Origin of the sequence: Cellvibrio chitinivorans (assembly GCF_035117775.1) — a bacterium.
GTDB classification, from domain to species: Bacteria; Pseudomonadota; Gammaproteobacteria; order Pseudomonadales; family Cellvibrionaceae; genus Cellvibrio; species Cellvibrio chitinivorans.
On record NZ_JAYKKN010000001.1, the window covers coordinates 153,103 to 175,576 of the forward strand.

Here is a 22,474-nt window from a genome sequence, read left to right on the forward strand (position 1 = left end):
TAATGCGTTGGTTGACCTGGTTACTGGTGACTTGCACAAGCCTGTTAGGCACGGCAGTGCAGGCATTTTCGACTGATGATGAACGCAACAGTGTTGAAGTCTTTGACGCTGCGCGCCCGAGTGTAGTGTTTGTTACTAATCAGCAACTCGCGCGCGATCCCTACTCTTTCGATCTGGTGACTGTGCCGCGTGGTTCGGGCACCGGTTTCGTCTGGAACGACAAGGGTTATATTGTCACCAACTACCATGTAGTCGAAGGGGCGCGGCAGATCACCATCACCATGCAAGATCAGTCCAACTGGCCGGCAGAAGTAGTGGGGTTGGCGCCAGAGCGCGACCTTGCTGTGCTCAAAATCGATGGCAAAGCCAAGTTGCACGCGTTGCCGCTGGGCGATTCCAGCGACTTGCGTGTCGGCCGCAAAGTATTGGCGATTGGCAATCCCTTTGGGTTGGACGCCACTTTGACCACTGGCGTAGTTAGCGCATTAGGGCGCGAAATAATCTCCCCGAATCAACGCAAAATTACCAATGTGATCCAGACAGATGCAGCCATCAACCCCGGCAACTCAGGCGGCCCACTACTCAATTCCGAGGGCAAGTTGATCGGCGTCAACACCATGATTTACAGCCCCAGCGGCGCCAGCGCAGGCATTGGCTTTGCGATTCCGGTCAATACCGTGAAAGAGGTCGTCCCCGAACTTATACAACATGGCCGTTTGGTGCGTCCGGTACTGGGCATTGCAGTTTCACCCGATCATTGGGCGCAACAAAGCGGCATTGAAGGCGTGGCGATTTTGCGAGTTGAGCCGAACTCCCCTGCAGCCGAAGCCGGTCTGGAGGGTGCCAAACGCAACAGCTGGGGTCAAATTACGCTGGGCGATGTGATAGTCGCCATTGAAGATTATCCCGTCGCTAACGATGATCAACTGCTGAGCGCGCTTGAGCACTACAAGCCGGGTGACAAGGTCAAGGTTAGCGTCGCACGCAATGGCAAGCTGCTCACCCGCGCTTTGCGGCTGGCTGCGCCCAAGCAATGACTGAACCCCAGCTCCGACTCTGCTCACTGGATGAGATCGTCGAAGGTGAGAGCAAAGGTTTTGTACTGGGTGAACGCAAGCTATTTGCGATCAAGCAGCAAGGCAAACTCTATCTTTACCAAAACCGCTGCCCGCATCTGGGCATTCCGCTGGAATGGGTTGCAGACCAGTTCCTCGACAGCAGCGGTAGCATGATTCAATGCGCCAACCACGGCGCGCTCTTTGTTATCAAAACGGGAAAATGCGTTACCGGCCCCTGTAGTGGGCGCGCGCTTATTCCCGTCACTTACACCCTGGACGCAGGAGACGTTTTGATCCCCCGCGCATAACCGCAGCCGCTAGCCCCACGGAGAAACCTCATGCAGAACTTCATATTTTCCAATCCGACTAAAATTGTATTTGGCGAAGGCCAGATCAAAGAAATTGCCAACCTTGTTCCCGCCAATGCTCGCATTTTGCTGACCTACGGCGGAGGCTCCATCAAAAAGAACGGTGTTTACGATCAGGTAGTCAAAGCACTAGAGGGCAAAACCTGGTTTGAATTCAGCGGTATTGAGCCTAACCCGCACTATGAAACCCTGATGCAAGCGGTAGAGTTGGTTAAAAAAGAAAAGATCGATTTTCTATTGCCCGTCGGCGGCGGCAGCGTTATCGACGGCACCAAATTGATCGCCGCTGCGGTGAACTTTGAGGGCGATCCTTGGGATATCTTGGCCAAACATCAGCCTTTTCATTCTGCCTTACCAATCGGCTGCGTGCTGACTCTGCCTGCCACTGGCACTGAGAGCAACGGCAACTCGGTGATTACCAAAGCCGCGACCCAGGAAAAGCTCGCCTTCGGTAGCCCTCTGGTCTATCCGCAGTTTGCAATACTTGACCCGACGACCACTTACAGTCTGCCTCCGCGCCAAATGGCCAATGGCGCTGTGGATGCGTTTGTGCACATCATGGAGCAATATCTGACTTATCCGGTAGAAGCCAAGGTGCAAGATCGCTTCGCCGAAGGTCTGTTGATGACTCTGATCGAAGAGGGGCCCCGCTCGCTCAAAGAGCCAACTAATTACTCAGTACGCGCCAATGTGATGTGGGCTGCAACCATGGCGTTGAACGGCTTGATTGGCGTAGGCGTCCCCCAAGACTGGGCAACCCACATGATCGGCCATGAGCTCACCGCCATGCACGGGCTAGATCATGCCCAGACGCTGGCGATTGTATTGCCGGCGGTGATGCAACATCAGCGCGAGAAAAAACGCGCCAAATTGCTGCAATATGGCCGCCGCGTATGGAATTTAAATCACTCTGATGAAGATGCACTGATCGATGCCGCCATCGCAGCGACCAAAGATTTCTTTGAATCTATGGGCACCCCAACTACCTTGAGCAGCTATGGCCTTGGCCGCGACATCATCCCCAAACTGGTGGATATGCTAGTCAAGCACGACCTGCTGGCCTTGGGTGAACACGGCGCAATTACGCCAGAGGCATCGCGCGAAATTCTGGAGCTGGCTGCTTAAGCTGAATCAATAAATTCTTCGCAAAAAAAAGCCCCGCAGCTCGTTTTAAGCTGCGGGGCTTTGTGTATAAACGATAGAACTTACTGACGCAGTATTTTATTCACTATCGAAGTAGTTGAGCAGTTATCGAAAAAACTCAACACCTTCACCGAGCCGTTATAGGCTTTGACGATTTGATTGCCGACTACCTGATCCTCGCTGTAGTCACCCCCTTTGACTAATACATCAGGCTTGATACGGCGCAACAAACGTTCAGGGGTATCTTCTTCAAAAGGCACCACCCAATCGACTGATTCCAATCCAGCGAGCACAGCCATACGGCGATCCAACGGGTTAATCGGACGACCGGAGCCTTTCAGGCGGCGAATAGAGTCATCGGAATTTACCGCCAGCACCAATCGATCACCCTGCTTACGCGCCTCTTCAAGATAGCCCACATGGCCGGCGTGAATAATGTCGAAACAACCATTAGTAAATACAATTTTTTCACCACTGGCGCGGGCATCATCCAATGCCATCAACAGCTGATCTTCAGTCACAACACCGCGTTCCGCCCCCTGCTCAGCAATTACCGCACGGCGCAGCTCCGGAGTACTCACAGTCGCAGTACCCATTTTGCCGACCACAATACCCGCCGCCAAATTGGCCATAGCCGTAGCCTCAGGTAGGGTTTGCCCTGCAGATAATGCCGCAGCTAAAGTAGCGATAACCGTGTCACCCGCGCCAGTGACATCAAACACTTCGCGCGCGCGCGCAGGCAAATGCAATTCCGGCTGATGGTGGCGCAATAGTGTCATACCCTGCTCACCACGAGTAATGAGTAACGCCTGAAGATCCAGCTCATCCATCAACGCCTCGCCTTTATCCACCAAGTCTTGCTCGCTGGTGCATTTACCAACAACAGCTTCAAACTCGTGAAAATTAGGCGTCAGAATGGTTGCGCCGCGATAGCGGGTAAAGTCTTTGCCTTTAGGGTCCACCAACACTGGAACCCCGGCTTCGCGCGCGATACGAATCAACGTCTGGCAATCGGGCAAACTACCTTTGGCATAATCAGACAACACCAGAGCATGCGTCCGGCCAATCAAACTTTGTACTTTACTGGGGAACTCAGAGCTGTCACTTTCATCGAACTTTTCTTCAAAATCCATGCGCAGCAACTGCTGATTACGGCTCACTACACGCAATTTAGTAATGGTTGGTTTGGTGCTGGATATTTGTAGATTGGTATGAACCTTGGCGACACGCAGGCGCTCGTACAGGATCTGGCCAGCTTCATCATCGCCAACAATAGATACCAATGACACGCGGCAGCCTAGCGCCGCCATATTCAAGGCTACGTTACCAGCGCCGCCGGGGCGATCTTCAGTTTGCGCGACATTAACAACAGGCACAGGTGCTTCAGGTGAAATTCGCGAACTGGCTCCATGCCAATAGCGATCCAACATCAAATCTCCCACAACTAAAATGTGGGCACGCTCAAAATAAGGCATTGTCAGATGCATACATAACTCCGATAGAAGTAATCCATTAAGACCGCATGTCCAAAAAATCAATTACTGCCAATTTTTACTTGTTAAACATCCACTTGCTCAGACAATGGCTCATCGTCATTAAATTGCTTGGCATGAAGCCGTGCATAATGACCTTTTTGCTCTAGTAGCTGCGAGTGAGTTCCCTGCTCAACTATCTCACCATGATCCATCACAATAATCCGGTCAGCCTTTTCAATTGTAGACAAGCGATGGGCGATCACAAACGTAGTGCGACCATCCATCACTATATCCAATGCGGCCTGAATAAAATGTTCTGATTCGTTATCAAGCGCCGATGTCGCTTCATCAAGGATTAAAATTGGCGCATCTTTTAACAGAGCTCGAGCGATTGCCAAACGTTGGCGCTGCCCACCGGACAATCGTGCGCCAGATTCACCAATCATGGTGTTAAACCCTTCAGGCAACTGCTCGATAAAATCTGTCGCATAAGCGGCATCAGTCACACGACGGATGCTGTCCATGTCACGCGCCTGCAAACTACCGTAGGCAATGTTGCCGGCAACCGTATCGTTAAACAGTGTGACTTGCTGATTTACCAGCGCCATATGGCTGCGCAGATTTTGCAGGCGATAATCGCAGATGGAAATACCATCAATCAAAATGTCGCCTTGATCAGCATCGTAAAAACGCGTGAGCATATTCACTAAGGTGGATTTACCACTACCGGATTTTCCTACAAGTGCCACAACCTCACCTGAACGAACCCTCAGATTGATATTACGCAACGCGGGTTTATCCTGACGTGGATACGTGAAGCTCAGCTGTTTGAATTCAACATCACCTTTGATCTTTTCAACTTCATAGGTGCCCGTATCTGTTTCAGAGGGTTTGTCTAGCAAACGAAAGATACTGTCAGCGGCAGCAACACCTTTCAAAATCATGGGCGCAACATCACCCAATTGTCGAATTGGATTGACGATCAAGCCAACCGCAGTGATATAGCCAATAAAGGCAGCAGTGCTATCCATTTGCATAAAACTTAATGCTGCATAGATCAGCAAACTCATAGATACCGCAATCAATAAATGCATGACCGGCGCGTTAGCTGTGCTAGTCACAATAATTTTCATATTTTGGTTGTAGTTCTTTTTACTCGCCTGTGCGAAGCGATCCTGCTCATAAGCTTCGCCACCGAAAGTGCGCATTACTTGGTAGCCATTGATCATCTCGCTGGAAACCTGCGTGATATCACCTACAGAATCTTGCACTTTGCTGCTGAGGCGGCGCAGGCGACGAGCCACTTTGGTCACTATGATTCCTATCAGTGGCGCAACCGATAAAAATAACAACGTAAGTTTCCAATCCAAATAAAACAACCAAATCAATAAACCTATAGCTGTCGCACCTTCGCGAATACCTTTTTTAAGTGCGTCGGTGGCCGCTACAGTGACACCGTTGATGTTGTAGGTGATTAATGAAATTAAATGTCCGCTGGGGCTTTCATCAAAGGTGCTGACCGGTAAACGCGTCATGTGGTTAAACACCTGCACGCGCAAATCATTGACGACGTTAAACGCCACCTTGGCCATGTAATAACCGCCAATAAAGATGCCCAATCCACGCAGCAAAGTAGCGCCCACAATTTGCAGCGGCACCAACCAACGAGCCGCAGGATCGTTGGATTCAATTGCCTTTACCAACTGCTCCATAACATGGGAATAGGCAACGTTTGCAATAGCATAGAAGATGTAACCCAACACACTTATCGCAAACCAAAACACATAGGGTTTCAGATAGCGCAGCAGACGACTATAGATGACCATAGCCGAGATCTCTTGCGGTTTGCTATTTGTTTTTATCTCCTGCATATCCTGCCTTTTTATTTACCCTAAAAAATTAGTCTGAGGTTATAACAGACTTAGCTCCAAGTACCAGCACCGATTAATTGCTCAACCAAATCGCGATAAGCTTCCCGATATTGTTTAATATCGTAATTAGTTAATACCCGTTGAAAATGAGCAGAGCCTTTTTCACCACGGGCCTCAGATGTAAGAGCATAGTGAGCCCCCATTGCATTACTGATTACATTTATATCGGCACAATCAATCGCATCACCGCAACCAGCAACAATGCCTCTAAGCGGCTCAACATTATGAACAATAGCAGGCACACTCGCTGCCATTGCCTCTAACAATGCGAGCCCAAAACCTTCAGACTCAGAGGGAAACATAAATACATCCAAGGCGCGAACTACGCGAGCGGCTTGATCGATATAACCAACTAATCGAACTTTGTCTTCGAGATTGTGCTGATTTACATAACTTTTTAATTGAGGGTATAACTCACCATCACCAATAATCGCCAAAAAGACATTCTCTTTTTGGGCCGCGAAATGTTCGAACGCCTGAATCAATTCCAGATGCCGCTTGCCCTTTACACATCGACCTATAGTGCCAAAAATCAGCCCATCTACTGGAAGATTCAGTAGTGCTCTCGCCTCCGATTTTGTCATTGCTGCCGCAACAGCGGCATTTACATCAAGCGCATTATTGATGGCATAAGTGTTGTGTTCATGAAGGCCGCATCGTGCACTAATAAGGTAGGAGCGCACCGCATCCGATACACCAACCATCGTCCAGCGCGAATCCAACATCAAGCGCATCCCCCAGCGGCGCATAGGGCGATCAAACTCACCAAACGCGTGAATAATGCCGATGCAAAACGGGGCGGAGATAGAACGGCCCAGCTGCATCAACAAATGCACTGGCTTGTACATATTGGCAATCACCACATCAAATTGATGCTGCTCAAAAAAAGGCCGTAGCTTTCTGATCGCTTTTAGCCGCAGCCCCTTATAGTCGGTTTTATCCAAGCCAAAAAAGTAACACTCGTGCGCCAGTTTATCAGTAGCATTAGGCTCCCCTGCTTCCAAATACGCCAAGGCAACCTGATACTCCTCAGATGGAAACGCATTGACCAGTTCGGCAGTAAGATAAGAAATACTTTCTATATGCCGGGTTTGTACGATCAATATTTTTTTCAAGAAAGGCCCCGCCGATGACGCATCACAAGCCCGGCTAATAATCCTGCTGGCACCCAATACATAAACCATTGGTCATCTGGGCGGGTAAGCAAACTGGAGCCATTAGTCATCAAGCATAGACATCCAAATATCCACCAAATGTAGAGCGGCATAATGTTTTCATCGCGCACAAAACTGCGCACCATCAACAATCCATGCCATACCGCAAGTAATAGACCAACAAGACCGCAATAGTAAAAAATATCAACCCAGGAATTGTGTGCATGATGATAAATATCGCCATTGGTCAATGTTATGCGAGAGTTTTGTTCATAACCAATCCCAAACAAGGGATGCTCAAGCCCACGCTGTAGCACATCGCGCCAGATTACATCACGCATTGAAAATGAAATGCCACGTTGCTCCAATACGGCAACAAAATCCAACGCCCAAAACAGCGCGGCGACGCCAATTGCAGCAAGCATTAATTGCATCCCCCAAATAAGTAACCGGGGTTTCAACAACCACAATGAGAGACAAACACTAACGATTAACGCCAAAGCTGCGCCACGGGTCTGTGAAAATAATATAGGCAGACAACAAATAAGACTTGCCACTAGAAAACCCAAAGAAATTGTCAGCTTTTTTGCCTGCAAGGATTTGATATACGCCAAGAGGCCAGCCACGCCATAAATTTGCGCAACAACGGTTGAGTTTTCAATCATGCCCAAGCCCAACAAGCGGGTTCCTAAGGTGTTATTGCTATAGACATAAAAATACAACACTGTAACCAATGCGCCGACCATAGCTACTGTAATGATCAACATATACAGTCGCTGGATATTGATAGGCTTGTGATACATCAACCATGCAACACCGCACAGCCAAATCGCCAGAAACACCCACTGTTTGAAAAAGAAACCAAAATTTTCTGCATTACCCCACAAAGAGGCCAATACAGAATAAGCGGCAAAAACCAGCGCCGACAAGGTGAAATACCCGCCATACTCTTCAAGCCGCCAAGTCCGCCAAGGGATAACTGCAACTACAGGCAAGAGCACAAAGAGATAGAAAAGATTACGGATAAGCGCTGGGCCTGACGCAAAGAAAAACGACAAAATAAATAGATAAACTCCAAGACCAATCCATTTCAGACAAAACGCTTCACGCCGATCTTTTGCTAAAAAACCTAATTGCATAACTGTATCTATCTCTATAAATCCGAATGATTGGATTTTCCTAATGACTTAGTGCCCATAGCTTCAATAATGGCCACTATCTTTTCATGCATATCAAAAGTATCAGCCTGCTCGATAAATTTGTGCGCATGCGCGCGCCACTCATCAGAGTCTTGCGCGGCAATATCGATAATCGCTGCTGCCAACTGCGTATCTATGTCGTCGCTTGATAGCACTTTGCCCATCTGCCAAGTATTGATGTAGTGAGCATAACCGCAGACATCGCTGGCGATTACCGGTAATCCGGCTACCATCGCTTCCAACAATACGGCACCGGCAGCTTCACTGTGAGCGGGGTGCAAGAGTACATCCGCACTCCACAACAAAGAGGGAATATCATCGCGTGCGCCCAAGATCACCAAGTGTTCGGCAACCCCCAATTGCTGCGCCAAACGCAGATAGGGCGCAGCATCATCTTGCCCGGCAACCCACAACTGGCAGCGAGCTTTTAACTCTAGAGGCAAACTTGCCAAGGCGCGCAGACTGCGCGCCAAGCCTTTGCGTTTAAAATCCGAGCCGATCATTAACATCACGTAATGATCATCGCTCACGCCCATGCTCATTCGCACTTGTTGGCGCTGATGGTCATAATCGGGCGGCATAACTCTATCGCGTTTAACGCCCGGCGGTAGCAGATGCAAACGTGAATCCGGAGTCTGGTAATAGTGTTGGAACGCCAGCTTTTGTGCAGGCGATATCAGTAAGATTTCTGTGTTACCGGATGCATCAAACACCGCGCGCTCCATCGTCAAAAAAGCACGACTACGACTACTCCAGCGATAAAACCAGTTGCGTTCTTCATAGACTTTTTGCGCGAAACAAGTATCTGCCGCAAAGTAGACATCAAGGCCGGGCATTTTGTTAAACCCGATAATCACATCGCTATCGACGGGAATCGCTTGCGCGCAGCGCGCCGCAAATATTTTGGCGCGTTGATGATTAGAAATGCCACTGGTGGGAAGTAAAACTACCGCTAAATCTGCCGGTATATCGCCCTGCCATTCACGAGTGTAGATGGTAACTTCATGCCCACGCTGCTGACATGCGCGCACTACCGCGAGCATATCGCGCTCCAAACCACCGTAGGGGAAATAATGGAACAGAGTAATCGCCAGTTTCATTGGCTCAGCACTCTCCCCGCGCGATCAAACGCTGCTCGCGCTGATACAACTGCTCTGCCCGCTTTACTATCGCCTGCAATAATGTTCGCTGCTCAAGCAGTACTTGCTTGAGCGGTTGCGCAAAATAAATCCGCAAAAAACGGCAAATGTCTTTTTGAGTAACGCCCAAATCCATCGCCGAAAAATAAATGCTCGCTAAATCCTTTACCACCCAGCGAAACGGCACTTTGTTTCGCAATTGCGCACGATGTAAATCCACCAAATACAACGATGAACCTGTTTGTTCATTATTAAAAGCCGAGACATCCAACATAAAATGGCACAGATACAAATCGCGATGATTGAGTCCTTGCTGATGAATCCCTCGCGCTATTTTTGCCACTGCATCAATCAACCGGCGTTTACGAACAACATCCAATTTAGGATGCGCACGTAAAAAATCATCCAACTGAACAACGCCTGCGAGTTCTTTAGTCACTATAAAAGACAAACGACGCGCCGGATTAATTCCCATCTCACCATAGGCAACGGGAGTCAAACTGGGCACGCCAGCAGCTTGCAAACAATTTAATGCTTGCCATTCGTTGCGCGCGCCAATCACGGGTAAGCGGCCGCGCACGAGATTTTTAACTATCTCTCCCCAACCAACACCCGTATGCAGCTTGCGATAATAGGCTTGGCCATTGAGCTCAAAACGCAGTGTCTGGCGCCCGGGAACTTCACGTGCGACTGCACCCGATAAATTTTGCACCAGCTGAAACACATCCTGCCCATTCCAAGCAGCCCGCAATTCATCGCGCAAAACCAATATCTGCCCTGACGTATTCGACATCAGCTTACTTGCCCTTCAGGGTGAATATTCACCACATTTATTACACCCGATTGCGCCATCAATTCATCCAGCGCCAGCATCACCTGCTGCGGCATCAACTCGCGCAAACATTTGTGATGCACCTTCGGACACTCGCGCTCAAAACAGGGAGAGCACTCAATTTTGTTGCTGATGATACTCACCTGCTGTCCCAAAGGCGGCGTGTGCTCAGGCGAGGTTGAACCAAAAATAACCGCCAAGGGTTTTTGCAGAGCGGCGGCGATATGCATCAAGCCAGAATCGTTACTCAACACTAAATCGGCGCAGGCCATTAATTCAATCGCCTCACCCAAACTGGTGCCACCGGCAAGGTTGTAACAATGCGAGCGCTCGGCATCGAGTAACAACGTGCAGATCGATTCGGCAACAGGATGATCCTTTGCCGAGCCCATTAACCACACCTGCCAACCGGCGCGAATTTTTTTATCGGCGATTTCCGCAAAATAATGTTCCGGCCAGCGTTTGGCTGGGCCGTATTCAGCACCCGGGCAGAGTATTAGCAGCGGGCGATCCAGCTGCAATGCGAATTTTGTTAATAATTGTGGTCGATGTGCTTCATTAATTTGCAGCTCAGGAAAGGGAAATTCCTGCAGCGGCGCAGCGTCTTTCGGTAGCGCCAATGCGGCGTAGCGTTGCACCATGAGTGGATAGCGTTTTTTATCCAATACTCGCACATCATTTAGCAGACCATAGCGCCATTCACCGCGCCAACCGGTACGCAGGGGGATTTTTGCAAAGAATGGAATAAATGCAGACTTCAAGGAATTGGGCAACGCAATGGCCTGTTGATAGCCCTTATCTGCCAAACTCTGCCCCAGCCGACGACGCTCACCAAAGCCAAACTTTCCGTGGCCGAGCGGCATATCAATCACTTGATTAACTTCGGGCATACAGGCGATAAGTTGGCGCGTCCAGCCTGAAGCGAGTACATCGATTTGCACTTGCGGATTGCGCAGCTTGAGCAATTTAAACAAGGTTTGCGCCATCATCATGTCGCCGATCCACGCAGGGCCGACAACCAGAATTTTTTGGATTTTTTTCAGCTCGGCAGGAAAATCCATCTCACGCATAGATGACAGCCCAGTCTTTATCACAGATCAAACACATAAAAATGCAGCACCAAAACAATAACGGAGCCATTCGGCTCCGTTATTGTGGCGATTATTTTGCAACCGGCGCCAACCAGTTGGTGTGCTCGGGCAATTCGCCGCGCACAGATTTGAAATACAACTCTTGCAAGCGAGTGGTAATCGGGCCGCGACGGCCTTCGCCGATTTGACGGCCATCCAACTCGCGAATCGGCAATACTTCTGCCGCAGTACCGGTGAAGAAAGCTTCGTCGGCAACGTAAACTTCATCGCGCGTAATACGCTTTTCTTTGATGGTGTAACCGCAGTCAGCCGCCAAATGGAAAATGGTGTTGCGGGTGATACCGTCCAAGCAAGAAGTCAGCTCTGGTGTGTAGATGATGCCATCGCGCACCAGGAAGAAGTTCTCGCCGCTGCCTTCTGCTACATAGCCTTCGTTATCCAGCAATAAGGCTTCTTCACAACCGCTGTCCAGCGCTTCTTGCAGCGCCAGCAGTGAGTTGATGTAGTGACCGTTTGCCTTCGCTTTACACATAGAAATATTTACGTGATGGCGAGTGTAGCTGGAGGTGCGAATGCGGATACCCAAGTCGCGTGCTTCCGGCGACATGTAGGACGGCCAGTGCCATGCAGCAACCATCACATGGACTTTCAGATTGTCAGCGCGCAAACCCATACCTTCAGAGCCGTAAAACGCCATTGGGCGCAGGTAGGCTTCTGCCAAACCGTTTTCACGCACGACCATTTTGTGCGCTTCGTTTACTACATCTTTGGTGTAAGGCATTTTCATGCGCATGATGTGCGCAGAGCGGAACAGACGATCAGTGTGTTCTTGCAGACGGAAAATACTGGTACCCAGTGAGTCGCTTTTATAAGCGCGGACGCCTTCAAAAACGCCCATTCCGTAATGCAGTGTGTGAGTTAAAACGTGAACCTTGGCATCGCGCCATGGGATAAGTTCACCATCAAGCCAAATAACGCCGTCGCGATCGGCAAAAGACATAGCAGCTCCAAAAAATTCTGTGTGTTCGAAAAGTTCTGTTTGTTCGAAAACGTTCTGTGTATTCGAGGAATCAGGGACGCAGCCGCAGCTGCGTTGCACTCAGTATTCAGGGCGACAATTACTGCTGATCGATTAACCTGTGCCACAGTGCTGTGACTTGCTGGCGTTCGCTCAGGAAATGATTGTCGCCTTCCAGTACCGCCTCCTGACGCTGTAGCGCGAGGCGGTGCCCGGTGGATCGATATGCTTTGTAAGCCGCGATCAGGTGGGCCACGGAGTCGGCATCGAGTAAGCCTGCCTCTTCCAGTGATCCGAGTATGCGAATGTTGTCCGTGTACCGGATGATCCCGGGCGCTTTACAGGCCCAAGCCAAGGCCGCGTATTGAACCATAAATTCAATATCCACGATACCACCGGCATCCTGTTTCAAATTAAATAACGCCGGTGTTTTCGGGCTGTTTAGATGGTTTGGTTTGGATTTTGATTCGCTTCCTAACTGCTCGCGCATCTTGCGACGCATGTCGCCCACATCCACCCGCAGCTGATCCAAATCTCGCTCGCGCATCAAGATGCGCTGACGCACCTGTTCAAACTGTTCACCCAGCTGCTCATCGCCCGCCACTACCCGTGCGCGCACCAGCGCTTGATGCTCCCAAGTCCAGGCTTCATTGGCCTGATACTTTTCAAATGCGGTGAGCGATGACACCAGTAACCCCGAATTACCAGAGGGACGCAAGCGCATATCCACTTCATACAACTTGCCCGAGGGCGTATAGGTATTGAGCACATGAATGATGCGCTGCCCGAGGCGGGTGTAGAAGGTGATATTGTCGATCGCGCGCTCGCCATCGGTGCTGAGATTGGCATCGGTATTGTGGATAAACACCAAGTCCAAATCCGAGCCATGCCCCAACTCAATACCGCCAAGCTTGCCATAGCCGACGATCACAAAATCCGGCGTCAAATCGACCGAGCCATCGGCGCGGCGCGGGCGACCGTGGCGCTCGACCAAGTGCTCCCAGCTCAGCTGCAACACATGCTCCAGCACCACTTCGGCGATGTAAGTCAGGTAGTCGCTCACCTTCATCAGCGGTAGCGCACCAGTCACTTCACTCGCCGCCACGCGCAAACCATGCGCAAGACGGAAATAGCGCAGCGCTTCCATATGCCCTTCGAGGTCATCCCAGGTCAGGCGCAGCACATCGCGGCGCAATTCATCGCGCAAGCGGGATTTATCCGGTGGGGTATAAAGGCTCTCAGGGGTCAACAATTCATCAAGCAAGGCGGGATATTGCGTAATTTGATCGGCGATAAACGGGCTAGCCGCGCAGAGGCGGATCAACTGATGAATCGCTGTGGGGTTTTCCACCAAGAGCACTAAATAAGCGGTGCGGCGTGCTACCGCCTCAATGAAAGGCGCAATTCGGGCAAAGGTTTCCGCGATAGTTAGCGGTAACTTACCTGCACCCGCCTCCTGAAATAGCATATGCAGCAAGCGCGGCACAAAGGCATCCAAACGGGTGCGACCGCTGGCTTGCATCGACAGGATTGCGCGGCTCGCGCGCAAGTCAGCCAGATTTTTTACTAGCGCCGGCGCCGAATCTACATCGCGCGCCTCCAGCACCTGCACCGCATCATCACCTTGCAAACTACCCTCCCATAAACTCAAGCAGAAGTTCAGGGATTTCTGGTCGATAGATTCCTCTTCATCAGGCGCGGCGATTACCGCTTTGAACTCGGCATTCACGCGTTTGCGATAGTCACTCAGCACCGCAAAAAAACTATCCCAACTATCAAAGCCCATCGCCCATGCCAAGCGCTGCTGACCAAGCGGATCAACCGGCAAGGCTTGGGTCTGTTTATCCTGATAACCCTGAATCGCGTGCTCGGTATTGCGCAGGAAAATATAGGCTTCCAAGAGCGCCGCGCCCGTGCCCGGCGGCAGGTAATTCTCCTGCTCCAGAATCGGCAGCAATACCGGCACTTTACGCTTGCGCAGATTCACATCGCGCCCGCCGCGGATCAGCTGGAATACCTGCACCACAAACTCCACTTCGCGGATGCCGCCCTCGCCCAGCTTTACATCCAAGTTCATACCTTTGCGCTGCACTTGGCGCGCGATTAACCCCTTCATTTCACGCAGGGATTCAATGGCGCTGAAATCGATATATTGGCGATAGGTAAAGGGCTGCAGCATCTCGCGCAGATACTTGCGCGCGGCTTTTTGCTCCTCACCGCCCGCCATAGCCACGGTGCGCGCTTTGATCATGGCGTAGCGTTCCCACTCGCGCCCTTGGGTCTGGTAATAATCCTCCAACCCCGCAAAACTCATTGCCAGCGCGCCGCTTTCTCCGTGCGGGCGCAGGCGCATATCCGTGCGAAACACAAAGCCATCGACCGTAATCGCATCGAGGCTTTTAATCAGTCGCTGGCCGAGTTTGACGAAAAACTCCTGATTGCTCACTGCGCGCGAGGTGTGATTGGTTTCGCCACCTTCAGGGAAAGTAAAAATCAGGTCGATATCAGAGGAGATATTCAGCTCCCCCGCGCCCAATTTCCCCATGCCCAACACCATAAACGGCTGGGTTTTGCCGGAGTCGCGCCCGATTGGCGTGCCATAGAGCTTTTCCAGCGCGCGATAGTGGTATTCCGCCGCCAGCTGGATGGATTTATCCGCAAAGCGCGACAGCTCCGCCGTCACCTCGCTCATTGTCGCTACGCGATTCAAGTCGCGCCAAATGATGCGAATCATCGCCTTATTGCGCTCGCGGCGCAGGCGCGCATCCACATCAGCATCATTAAGTCCGGCATTGACCAGATTAGCAAAAACGGCCAAATCCTCATCCGTCTGTGCGCGAAACAATGCGCCCGAGGCAATCAAATCCAACAAAAATGCGGGCTTTTGCGCTGAGGTTTTGGCGATAAATTCACTCGCCACTAACGCGCGGGTTAGCTGCCCAGAAAATTCATCTGCACTGATAGTTGCGGGTAAAAGATCGCGCGGATGGGTCAGATTTTGATTCTGGATGGCGGTTTCAAATTGCTCCCAATAACGCTGGGCGGCGGGCTGCAACTCGGCGGGAACGCCGTTGAAATTCAGCATAACAATAACTCGTGATGGACGGTGTTTGAGAGGAATACTAGCAGCGGATTAAGCATGGGTGCCATTGGCCTCTGAGGTTTCAGCCTGCGGCAAATTAATCCGCCCCAGATTCTGCTCAATCCAATCCACCAGATTGCGCACCTGCTCAGCCACCTCGATACCCACCGGCGTAAGCTTGTATTCCACATGGGGCGGCACCACCGGCAGGGAGCGGCGATCGACAAATCCATCCGCCTCCAGCACTTGCAGCGTCTGCGCCAGCATCCGCTCGCTCACGCCGGTGATCTTGCGGCGCAACTCGCTAAAACGATGGGTGCCGGATAAGAGCGCAACCAGCACCAATACTCCCCAGCGGCTGGTGATGTGATTGAGGATCAGACGCGAGGGGCACTTATCGGCAAACACATCGCCCGCCTCCAGCGCCTCACTGATTGAGTTGTAACTGGCCGCAGGTGAATCCACCATCAATTCAGATTTTTTCATACTTACCTTTTTGTGCGTACTTACTAAAAGTTAGCTTGATTGCTATTCTGCTCTCAACCTGGGGCACAGGCAAGTCTTCAACATCTACTTTTATGAGGTTCATCATGATTGCTATTACCGGCGCTACCGGCCAACTTGGCCTTTTAGTTATCGACCAACTACTGCAAAAAATCCCTGCCAACAAAATAGTCGCACTGGTGCGCAGCCCAGCCAAAGCGGAAGCACTGAGCGCACGAGGGATTCAGGTTCGCCAAGCAGATTACACTCAGCCCACCAGTCTCGAATCTGCATTGGCGGGTGTGGAAAAATTATTGCTGATCAGCAGCAGTGAAATAGGCCAGCGCATCCCCCAACACCGCAATGTCATCAACGCAGCGAAAAAAGCCGGTGTAAAACTCTTGGCTTACACCAGCATCCTCAACGCTGAAAAATCCATTATGGGCTTGGCATTTGAACACAAAGAAACCGAGCAAGAGATCAAAGCGTCTGGCATTCCGTTTGTATTCCTGCGCAACGGCTGGTACAGCGAAAACTACACTGCAAGTATTCCCGCAGCACTGCAATTCAACGTGTTTCTGGGCAGCGCAGGCGAAGGTCAGATTGCATCAGCAGCGCGCAGCGATTATGCAGCTGCAGCAGTCGCGGTGTTACTGGGCGATAATCACGCTGGAAAAATTTATGAACTGGCTGGCGATACTGCTTATACACTGGCAGAGTTTGCCGCTGAACTATCGCAGCAGACCGGAAAAAATATTCCCTACAACAACCTGCCCGAAGCAGAATACAAAGCTGTTTTGGAAGGTGCCGGACTACCTGAACCCATTGCTGATTTGCTAGCCGCATCAGATGCCGAAGCGGCGCAGGGCGCACTGTTTGATGACTCGCATCAACTCAGCCAATTAATTGGTCGCCCTACAACACCACTGGCCGATTCAATCAAAGCTGCATTAAGCGCATAACACTACTTTGCCGAAACAAAAGAGGATTCCCCATGCTGCGCATCGATTTTATTTCCGATATCAACTGCCCCTGGTGCGCACTGGGGCTGGCCGCATTGGGTGCAGCAATTAAACAGCTAGGCGATGAAATCCCACTGGAAATTCACTGCCAACCCTTTGAATTAAATCCGCAACTCCCCGCAAGCGGCGTAAAACTGCACGATTATTTGCAACAAAAATACGGCATGGGCGATGCACAAATCCGCAGCGTTCACGAAACTATTGCCGCACGCGGACGCGAATTAAATTTCACTTTTGCCGAGCGCGAATTCTTATGGAACAGTTTTAATTGTCATCGCCTGTTGTATTGGGCCGAGCAAGAATATTCCGCAGAAAAGCAATTGGAGTTAAAACGCGCACTTATGCAGGCTTATCAAGGTGAAGGGCGCGATATCAGCCAAATTGAAGTGCTGTTGGATATTGTGGCTGCGAGCGGATTGGATAAAAACAGAGCAGCCGAGATCCTTGCTAGTGATGAATTTGTGCGCGATGTACGTGGGACACAACAGGCTTGGGCTAACGCAGGAATCAGCGCCGTCCCCAGCCTGGTATTAAATCGCCAACACTTATTACAGGGCGCACAAACGCCCGATGCTTATGTGCAGGCATTGCGCGATATCGCCCAACAACAAAAAAATTCTTCATAAACCCAACCAGGTCACATTTTCTGCGCAGACTGAATCCCAACTTCACACACATAAAAAAGCATTAAGTTTTTGTTCATCCAACTCTTGTTTACATGGAGTCATGTAAACAAACAGCACAGGCTGTAGGAGAGAAAAAATGAACAAATCGATGATGATTGGTACTGTCTTGGGTGTGGGTATCGCAACTGCAGGCGGCGCTATTGGCAGTTATCAAATGCTGACTGCCGCCGATTACGCTGAAGTGATCAGCAGCACGCCTATCGTCAAAGAAACCAAAATTCCGCACGAAGAATGTCGCGATGAAACGGTAGTGCGTCAAAAACCGGTTCAGGATGAAAACCGCATCGCAGGGAAAGTAATTGGTGCAGTGGTAGGCGGCGCGCTAGGTCATCAAGTTGGTGGCGGCAATGGTAAAAAAGTTGCCACAGTTGCAGGCGCAGTTGCCGGTGGTTATGCAGGCGATAAAGTACAAGGTAACATGCAAAAAAATGATACCTACACGACTGTTGAACAGCGCTGCAAAACCACCTACGAAACCCGCGAAGACATCACCGGCTATAAAGTGGTTTATTTGTTGGATGGAAAAGAATCCAGCATCAAACTGGATTACGATCCCGGCAATAAAATTCCAGTGGAAAACGGTCAGTTACAATTGGCACAAAACGCGGAATAATTTTTTTCGTTAATCCATATTGAAAAAGCCCGTCGATTGAAAAATCGACGGGCTTTTTGTTTGCGCGGAGTTTTATTTTTAATAACCAGGTTTACTCATTATCTACATCAGATTTTCTACTCGCGCGCGGATGCGCCTTATCGTAAACCTTGGCCAGATGTTGAAAATCCAAGTGGGTATAAATTTGCGTGGTCGAAATATTGGCATGGCCGAGCAGCTCTTGCACCAAACGCAAATCGCCGCTGGATTCGAGCATATGACTGGCAAACGAATGGCGCAGCATATGCGGATGCACCGGATTGTCCATGCCCTGCTGCGCACTGAGTTGTTGCATACGCATTTGCACTGCGCGATGACTAATGCGCTTGCCACGCTGGGTGGTAAATAACGCTGGCTCATCGGGTTGCGTATAGAGTTTGCGCGCTTCCAGCCATTCGCGCAGCGCAGTTAACGCGTGCGAACCAATCGGCAAGGTGCGGGTTTTATTGCCCTTGCCGGTGACGGTTAACATACCGTCATGCCAATCAATATCGACCAAATTCAAACTCGCCGTTTCCGCCAAGCGCAAACCTGATGAATAAATTAATTCGAGCAAAGCGCGGTCGCGCTTGTTGATAAAGTCATCACCTTCGACTTGAACAAACTGCGCCGCCTGATCGGCATCCAGCGTTTTGGGTAAAACCTTGGGCGACTTGGGCGCAGCTATGCCATCGGCAAGATTGTTTTTAAGCCAGCCGCGTTTGATACAAAACTGGAAAAAACTGCGCAGCGATGACAGCCAGCGCTGCAAACTTTTCCCGCCCAAACCCTCACGATGCAATTGCGTCACGGCCATGCGCACATGATTAACGCCAAGCAGATGCAATTCACGAATCGATTTTGATTCGCAAAATAGCTGGAATTTTTCCAGATCGCGCGCGTAGTTGGTTTGGGTGTGAAGTGAAAGCTGCCGCTCGCTGCGCATATAGGTATAAAACGCAGCAAGCTGTTCACTAAAAGGCAAGGATGTAGCCGGTGGAGAAAGGTCAGTCATACATCTCCGTTGGGCAAAAGGAGTTAGCGAGGCAAATATTTTGGCAATAAACGATTGAGCACTTCGGCAATATAACTCAAAAACAAGGTGCCCATACTAGAGCGATAGTATTGTGGGTCGCGGTTACCGATACTAAGCAGACCAAACGCGCTGCCGTGAATCAGCGGAACTGTAGCAATAGAACCTATTTCGCTGGCGTGTTCGCCAAAAATAAATTCCATTTCTTTTGCACCCAGAGTACCGCAGACAGCGCGACTGTTTTTCAATAAAGGCCCAAGGTTTTCACGCGCTTCACTGATGCTTACCACGCGCGCCTGACTACTGGGGATTTTGTCGCTGTTGCCAAACAGAATCACACTGGTGAAATGAATATTAAAATCTTTATCGAAGCTGTAGTGAAGCGCATCGATAATATCGCCCATGTCCTGACCTTCCAACAAGCTCAGCACCAAGCGTTTACTTTTATCAAACAACTTGTCGTTGTCGCGCGCGTTGTCGAGCAGTTTGCTCAGGCGATGGCGCATATCGATATTGCGTTCACGCAGAATCGCCACCTGCCGCTCAACCAGTGACACGGCAGTACCGGATTCATGCGGCAGACTGATTTCTGCAAGTAGGTCGTGATGTTGCTCGAAAAAATCCGGGTGCTCGCGCAAATAAGCTTCGATTTGTTCCGGTTCCAGTGGATCAGCGAGCGTTGGGATTTTTTCGTTCATAGTTCCTACTTTAATAGCGTCTATTTATTAAATTTTTATTTGTCCGTGGAAAACCGTAACCGCAGGCCCGGTCATAATCACCGGCTGGCCTTCGCCCGGCCATTCAATCTGCAAACTGCCACCGGGCAGATTTACTTTGACTTTATCATCGAGCAAACCGCGCAAGCGCCCGGCAACAACAGCACCGCAAGCACCGGTTCCGCAGGCGAGAGTTTCGCCTACTCCACGCTCGTACACACGCAAATTAATTTCATTGCGCGACAGGATTTGCATAAATCCGGCATTCACGCGCGCAGGAAAACGCGCATGGCTTTCAATCAGCGGGCCAAGCTCGGCAACGGGCGCAGTGCTTACATCATCCACCACCAATACACCGTGAGGATTGCCCATAGACACAGCGGAAATGTCGTAGGTTTTGCCAGCGACTTCAAATGGATAAATCACTGCTTGCGCATCGGCAACAAAAGGAACTTGCGCCGGTTGCAAACGTGGCGCGCCCATATCGACGCTCACCTGCTCATCTTTTTGCACACGCAATTCAATTAAACCGCCCGCAGTTTCAACACGAATAATGCTTTTGCCTGTGAGTTTGCGCTCGCGCACAAATACTGCAAAACAGCGCGCGCCATTGCCGCAGTTTTCTACTTCGCTGCCGTCGCAGTTAAAAATGCGATAGCGAAAATCCACGTCCGGCGCTGCGGGAGTTTCCACCAATAGGATTTGATCGCAACCCACACCAAAATTGCGGTCGGCGATATAGCGAATTTTTTCCGGTGTTAAACGCACGCTTTGGCTAACGCCGTCGATTACGACGAAATCGTTACCCAAACCATGCATTTTGCTAAAACGTAAACGCATTTTATCTTCCACTTAATCCGGCCAGTTATTCCGGTAACAGCATTTCGCCGCGAATCATATCTTCAAAGGTTTCGCGCGCGCGCGCCAAGTGCATTTGATCGCCATCGACAATCACTTCAGCCGCACGGCCGCGCGTGTTGTAGTTGGAGCTCATGCTAAAACCATAGGCGCCAGCGGACATTACCGCCAGTAAATCACCCGGCTCAATGGCCAAGTCGCGATCTTTACCGAGGAAATCGCCGGTCTCACAGATTGGACCAACCAGATCCCATTTTTTCACGTCGCCGGCGTGCGGTTTTACCGGACGAATGTCTTGCCAAGCTTGATACAAACTTGGGCGGATATTGTCATTCATGGCCGCATCGATCACCGCAAAGTTTTTGTGCTCGGTAGGCTTGAGGAACATCACTTTGGTGAGCAGCACGCCCGAGTTGGCAGAGATAGAACGACCCGGCTCAAACATCAGCGCTAATTTGCGATCGCCCAATTTGGTTTTGATTGCGGCCATGTAATCTGCCACTGGCGGAGGAGTTTCATCGCGATAGGTCACGCCCAAACCGCCACCCAAATCCAAGTGGGAAATGGTGATGCCTTTGCTCGCCAACTCATCGACCAGAATCAACAAGCGGTCGAGCGCATCCAAAAATGGGGTGAGCTGAGTGAGCTGTGAACCGATATGGCAGTCCAGACCTTTGATCGCCAAACTTGGCAATTGCGCCGCGCGCGCGTACACCGCTGGTGCGCGCTCAATGGCGATACCGAATTTGTTTTCTTTTAATCCGGTAGAAATATAAGGATGCGTGTTTGCATCCACATCAGGATTCACACGTAGCGAGACATGAGCGACTTTGCCTTTTTGTGCGGCCACTTCGGCAAGCAATTCCAACTCAGCTTCCGACTCAACGTTAAAGCAGAAAATACCAACATCTAACGCGCGCGCCATTTCCTCTGCGGTTTTACCCACGCCGGAAAATACGATGCGCGATGGCTGACCGCCAGCGAGCAGAACACGCTCCAATTCGCCACCAGAGACGATATCGAAACCGGCGCCGAGTTTGGCGAGCATATTTAAAATCGCCAAATTGGAATTCGCTTTGATCGCATAACAAATCATGCCGGGGTGCGAGCCCAAGGCCTGCGCGTATGACAAATACTGCTGGGTAAAAGCCGCGCGGCTGTAAACGTAACAGGGCGTACCAAAGCGTTCGGCAACGGCGGCGAGCGGAGTATCTTCAACGTGGAGTTCGCCATTGCGTTCAGTGAAATGCTGCATATGAAATCTCGATCAAAAAAGCGGTCTGGGGCAGATAGTGTTTAGGTATTAATCCGGCGCTGCGGCCGAACTGGTTTGCGCTTGAGTCGCTGCGGCAGATGATGGCGCGGCAGCTTCAGGCACAGCTTTCGGAGCAGATACTTCCGGTTGCGGCTTGGCAGGCTGGGGCAAATACAGCGGGCCTTTTTGGCCGCAAGCACCGAGGCCAAAACTCAAGCCAAGCAAGAGGAATACAGCGGTAGTTTTCATAACCAGAGTCCGATTGCGCCCCGCTATAAAGCGGAGCCGGGATAAAAGACG

21 protein-coding genes are annotated in these 22,474 nt (G+C 50.6%); 6 read left to right on the forward strand and 15 right to left on the reverse strand.

Annotated elements, in window-relative coordinates; translation table 11 throughout:
- The first annotated feature begins 2 nt into the window (after positions 1-2).
- From SPL68_RS00680 to SPL68_RS00690, 3 genes are read left to right on the forward strand one after another with little or no spacing between them, the layout of a single operon-like run.
- Positions 3-1,037: a S1C family serine protease gene (locus SPL68_RS00680; RefSeq protein WP_323813137.1), complete on the forward strand. Its 1,035-nt coding sequence runs from the start codon at positions 3-5 to the stop codon at positions 1,035-1,037.
- Positions 1,034-1,366, forward strand: a complete 333-nt coding sequence (locus tag SPL68_RS00685) for a Rieske (2Fe-2S) protein (protein ID WP_323813138.1) — start codon at positions 1,034-1,036, stop codon at positions 1,364-1,366. The genes SPL68_RS00680 and SPL68_RS00685 overlap by 4 nt, the downstream gene beginning before the upstream one ends.
- 30 nt (positions 1,367-1,396) lie before the next feature.
- Entirely contained in the window at positions 1,397-2,551 is a 1,155-nt protein-coding gene (locus SPL68_RS00690; protein WP_323813139.1) for an iron-containing alcohol dehydrogenase, read from the forward strand.
- An 80-nt stretch (positions 2,552-2,631) separates the two neighbouring features.
- Here the strand turns inward: SPL68_RS00690 and hldE are convergent, their stop codons facing one another.
- The 10 genes from hldE to SPL68_RS00740 form a co-directional block, all read right to left on the reverse strand.
- On the reverse strand, positions 2,632-4,056 hold the full coding sequence (gene hldE, locus SPL68_RS00695) for a bifunctional D-glycero-beta-D-manno-heptose-7-phosphate kinase/D-glycero-beta-D-manno-heptose 1-phosphate adenylyltransferase HldE (RefSeq protein ID WP_323813140.1): 1,425 nt from the start codon (positions 4,054-4,056) through the stop codon (positions 2,632-2,634).
- A gap of 71 nt (positions 4,057-4,127) precedes the next feature.
- Positions 4,128-5,870, reverse strand: coding sequence for a lipid A export permease/ATP-binding protein MsbA (gene msbA / locus SPL68_RS00700; protein ID WP_323813141.1), 1,743 nt, complete (start codon positions 5,868-5,870; stop codon positions 4,128-4,130).
- A 95-nt stretch (positions 5,871-5,965) separates the two neighbouring features.
- On the reverse strand, positions 5,966-7,090 hold the full coding sequence (locus tag SPL68_RS00705; protein WP_323813142.1) for a glycosyltransferase: 1,125 nt from the start codon (positions 7,088-7,090) through the stop codon (positions 5,966-5,968).
- Positions 7,087-8,268, reverse strand: a complete 1,182-nt coding sequence (locus SPL68_RS00710) for an O-antigen ligase family protein (protein WP_323813143.1) — start codon at positions 8,266-8,268, stop codon at positions 7,087-7,089. Before SPL68_RS00710 ends, SPL68_RS00705 begins: the two co-directional genes overlap by 4 nt.
- Positions 8,269-8,282: 14 nt before the next feature.
- Positions 8,283-9,428, reverse strand: a complete 1,146-nt coding sequence (locus tag SPL68_RS00715; protein WP_323813144.1) for a glycosyltransferase family 4 protein — start codon at positions 9,426-9,428, stop codon at positions 8,283-8,285.
- A 4-nt stretch (positions 9,429-9,432) separates the two neighbouring features.
- Positions 9,433-10,260 (reverse strand): lipopolysaccharide core heptose(I) kinase RfaP, encoded by an 828-nt coding sequence (gene rfaP / locus SPL68_RS00720; protein ID WP_323813145.1) that lies wholly within the window; start codon positions 10,258-10,260, stop codon positions 9,433-9,435.
- A complete protein-coding gene (gene waaF / locus SPL68_RS00725) occupies positions 10,260-11,369 on the reverse strand; it encodes a lipopolysaccharide heptosyltransferase II (RefSeq protein ID WP_323813146.1) in 1,110 nt (369 codons plus the stop codon). The genes rfaP and waaF overlap by 1 nt, the downstream gene beginning before the upstream one ends.
- Before the next feature lie 91 nt (positions 11,370-11,460).
- Positions 11,461-12,390 carry a branched-chain amino acid transaminase gene (locus SPL68_RS00730; protein WP_323813147.1) on the reverse strand — a complete coding sequence of 310 codons (930 nt, stop codon included), beginning with the start codon at positions 12,388-12,390 and terminating at the stop codon, positions 11,461-11,463.
- A 118-nt stretch (positions 12,391-12,508) separates the two neighbouring features.
- Complete coding sequence (gene glnE / locus SPL68_RS00735; protein ID WP_323813148.1) at positions 12,509-15,493, reverse strand: bifunctional [glutamate--ammonia ligase]-adenylyl-L-tyrosine phosphorylase/[glutamate--ammonia-ligase] adenylyltransferase; 2,985 nt, start codon at positions 15,491-15,493, stop codon at positions 12,509-12,511.
- A gap of 48 nt (positions 15,494-15,541) precedes the next feature.
- Positions 15,542-15,976: a winged helix-turn-helix transcriptional regulator gene (locus SPL68_RS00740; protein ID WP_323813149.1), complete on the reverse strand. Its 435-nt coding sequence runs from the start codon at positions 15,974-15,976 to the stop codon at positions 15,542-15,544.
- A gap of 104 nt (positions 15,977-16,080) precedes the next feature.
- Here SPL68_RS00740 and SPL68_RS00745 point away from each other — a divergent pair, with 104 nt between their 5' ends.
- From SPL68_RS00745 to SPL68_RS00755, 3 genes are all read left to right on the forward strand, one after another.
- Positions 16,081-16,935, forward strand: coding sequence for an SDR family oxidoreductase (locus tag SPL68_RS00745; RefSeq protein ID WP_323813150.1), 855 nt, complete (start codon positions 16,081-16,083; stop codon positions 16,933-16,935).
- A gap of 32 nt (positions 16,936-16,967) precedes the next feature.
- Positions 16,968-17,621 (forward strand): DsbA family oxidoreductase, encoded by a 654-nt coding sequence (locus SPL68_RS00750; protein ID WP_323813151.1) that lies wholly within the window; start codon positions 16,968-16,970, stop codon positions 17,619-17,621.
- Between the two features lie 136 nt (positions 17,622-17,757).
- Complete coding sequence (locus tag SPL68_RS00755) at positions 17,758-18,294, forward strand: glycine zipper 2TM domain-containing protein (protein WP_323813152.1); 537 nt, start codon at positions 17,758-17,760, stop codon at positions 18,292-18,294.
- 91 nt (positions 18,295-18,385) lie between these two features.
- Here the strand turns inward: SPL68_RS00755 and xerC are convergent, their stop codons facing one another.
- From xerC to lptM, 5 genes are read right to left on the reverse strand one after another with little or no spacing between them, the layout of a single operon-like run.
- On the reverse strand, positions 18,386-19,327 hold the full coding sequence (gene xerC, locus SPL68_RS00760) for a tyrosine recombinase XerC (RefSeq protein ID WP_323813153.1): 942 nt from the start codon (positions 19,325-19,327) through the stop codon (positions 18,386-18,388).
- Positions 19,328-19,350: 23 nt separating this feature from the next.
- Positions 19,351-20,043 (reverse strand): DUF484 family protein, encoded by a 693-nt coding sequence (locus SPL68_RS00765; protein WP_323813154.1) that lies wholly within the window; start codon positions 20,041-20,043, stop codon positions 19,351-19,353.
- 27 nt (positions 20,044-20,070) lie between these two features.
- A complete protein-coding gene (dapF, locus tag SPL68_RS00770; RefSeq protein ID WP_323813155.1) occupies positions 20,071-20,901 on the reverse strand; it encodes a diaminopimelate epimerase in 831 nt (276 codons plus the stop codon).
- A 25-nt stretch (positions 20,902-20,926) separates the two neighbouring features.
- Positions 20,927-22,174 (reverse strand): diaminopimelate decarboxylase, encoded by a 1,248-nt coding sequence (gene lysA, locus SPL68_RS00775; protein ID WP_323813156.1) that lies wholly within the window; start codon positions 22,172-22,174, stop codon positions 20,927-20,929.
- A gap of 48 nt (positions 22,175-22,222) precedes the next feature.
- The gene (gene lptM, locus SPL68_RS00780; RefSeq protein ID WP_323813157.1) at positions 22,223-22,423 is read right to left on the reverse strand and encodes an LPS translocon maturation chaperone LptM; all 201 of its coding nucleotides are present in this window, start codon (positions 22,421-22,423) and stop codon (positions 22,223-22,225) included.
- Positions 22,424-22,474: the final 51 nt, after the last annotated feature.